Raw genomic sequence first — 1,984 nt, forward strand, 5'->3', positions numbered from 1 at the left:
ACAACCATAAGGGGGTTGGTAAGGGGGTGCTGGTTTCCCCACTCCTCCACAGGGTGGGGCGGAAAGCACCCCCTTACATAAATAAATGTTGATCCGCTTCGATCAAGATGTTTGTCTACCTCCCGACTGATTTTTGATGTAATCTTTGACTATTTCCAAGGGTGCGCCACCACAGGAAACTATACATTTTGAGTCATGCCATAATTTAGCTTTTCCCCAGTAAAATTGGTTGATTTCTTGAGCATATTTTCGTCTAATAATTCTGCTGGTAGCAGACTTTAGAGATGATATTAACTGGGAAATATTATTGTCTGGATGTAGCTGAATCAATATGTGTACATGGTCTGGCTCACCTTCAAACTCTTCTAAGGAACAGCGTTTAGCAGTTAAAACTTTTTCTATGATTTCCCTCATATCTTTAATCATGTTTGTAGTCAATACTTTTTTTCTATATTGAGTCACGAAACATATATGCAGGTGAATGTCATAGACTACATGAGAACCACGGTTTAATTCTTTTTCCATAATTTCTACTCATTTTTATTTTTGGTGTTAAGATAATTATATCGACTCAAACTTTATCTAGAGGTGATAGTTCTATGGCCAATAGAAGATTGACTTTTCGACTGTATCCGACAAAAGTACAGAAAGAAAAACTATTTTTAGTCAGAAAACTACACCAGCTTTTGTATAACGCTTGTGTCGCTCATAGGCGTTTTGAGTGGAGAAAAAATCGCTCAAATGTAGACTATTTCACTCAGCAAAACGCATTACCAGGTTTTAGACAGCAGTGGTCCGATTATCAACAGCTTAATTTAAGTTCATTGCAAGCAACAGTCAAGCGTGTTGACTTAGCTTATAATGCTTTTTTTAAAGGAATCAGGAAACGCCCAAAGTTTAAGTCAATTAGGAATTACTCCGGTTGGACTTACCCAGATGGTCGTCAAGGTTTTAAGGTGCAAATTGAAAAGTGCCAAAAATATTCTGTTAACTGTGGATGGGTGACACTTAATGACTTGGGTATGAGACTCAGGATGCGGGGTAGGTTTAAGTATTGGGGAAAACCTACTACTTGTACGATTGTTTATCGTCCTCATAAAGATGAGTGGTATGTTTCATTTAGTATCAAGACCTCGGAACCATTACCGTTGTTTGGCAGTAAATCTCCCTTAGATTATGAGTCAATGGTGGCTTTTGACCTTGGTACTCAAACAGCTTTGACTTGTTATGATGGCTATGGTTTTGACGAAATTAGTAATCCTAGATTTGACAGGGAGTTTGCCCCAAAAATTCAGCAAGCTTCACGTCAACTCAAAAGAAAGCAAGGACCAATTAAAGGTAAGCAAAAAGCATCAAGTAGATGGAAAAAAGCGAAGAGAAAAATCTCTAAGCTCAAGGCCAAACAATCAGCCGTAAGACAAGATTGGCAGCATAAAGTAACTACAGATATTGCTAGTTGTTATGACATCGTAGTTACTGAAAAATTAAATGTTAAAGGCATGACCCGAAAAGCCAAGACAGGTAAACGCTCAAAGCAAAAAGCAGGTCTCAACCGTTCTCTGCTTGATGTTGGCTTTGGAACATTAAATCAGATGGTGTTGTATAAAATTTTAGGTAAAGGTGGTTTGCATATAACCATTGACACCAGGAGAGTCAAGCCTTCTCAGAGATGCCCTAGCTGTGGAACAGTTCATAAAGAATGGGCACAGTTGAGTAATCGTTACCATGTTTGTGATGATTGTGGTTTTGAGGTGCCAAGAGACCAAGGCTCGGTCATGGTGATGTGGAATGTTGCTGCAGATCGGCAACCGGGGTTAGGAACTGGCCTCGTTAATCGTCGATGCTCAAGCTCTACTGATTCGACCCGTAAACATACAGGCTCGATGAGGCAACTGGGGCAAATGAAGCGCTCAAAATCTCAAAGTGCGGACTTTGTTGACGGGGACTTAGAAACCCCGTCCGTCTACACGGCGGGGTAGTTCAT

The 1,984-nt window shown here is 40.1% G+C and carries 2 protein-coding genes; one reads left to right on the plus strand and one right to left on the minus strand.

Annotated features, from left to right (window positions below; genetic code table 11):
• Nucleotides 1-102: 102 nt before the first annotated feature.
• A complete protein-coding gene (gene tnpA / locus F6K13_RS30725; protein WP_192901108.1) occupies nt 103-525 on the minus strand; it encodes an IS200/IS605 family transposase in 423 nt (140 codons plus the stop codon).
• A 74-nt stretch (nt 526-599) separates the two neighbouring features.
• Here tnpA and F6K13_RS30730 point away from each other — a divergent pair, with 74 nt between their 5' ends.
• Nucleotides 600-1,979, plus strand: coding sequence for a transposase (locus F6K13_RS30730; RefSeq protein WP_287289513.1), 1,380 nt, complete (start codon nt 600-602; stop codon nt 1,977-1,979).
• Nucleotides 1,980-1,984 lie beyond the last annotated feature (5 nt).

The organism is Okeania sp. SIO2B9 (assembly GCF_010672505.1).
GTDB lineage: Bacteria > Cyanobacteriota > Cyanobacteriia > Cyanobacteriales > Microcoleaceae > Okeania > Okeania hirsuta.

Excerpts from the sequence above, each read along its gene's own strand:
- tnpA (WP_192901108.1), bottom strand. The coding sequence starts at position 525 with ATGGAAAAAGAATTAAACCGTGGTTCTCATGTAGTCTATGACATTCAC.
- F6K13_RS30730 (WP_287289513.1), top strand. The coding sequence starts at position 600 with ATGGCCAATAGAAGATTGACTTTTCGACTGTATCCGACAAAAGTACAG.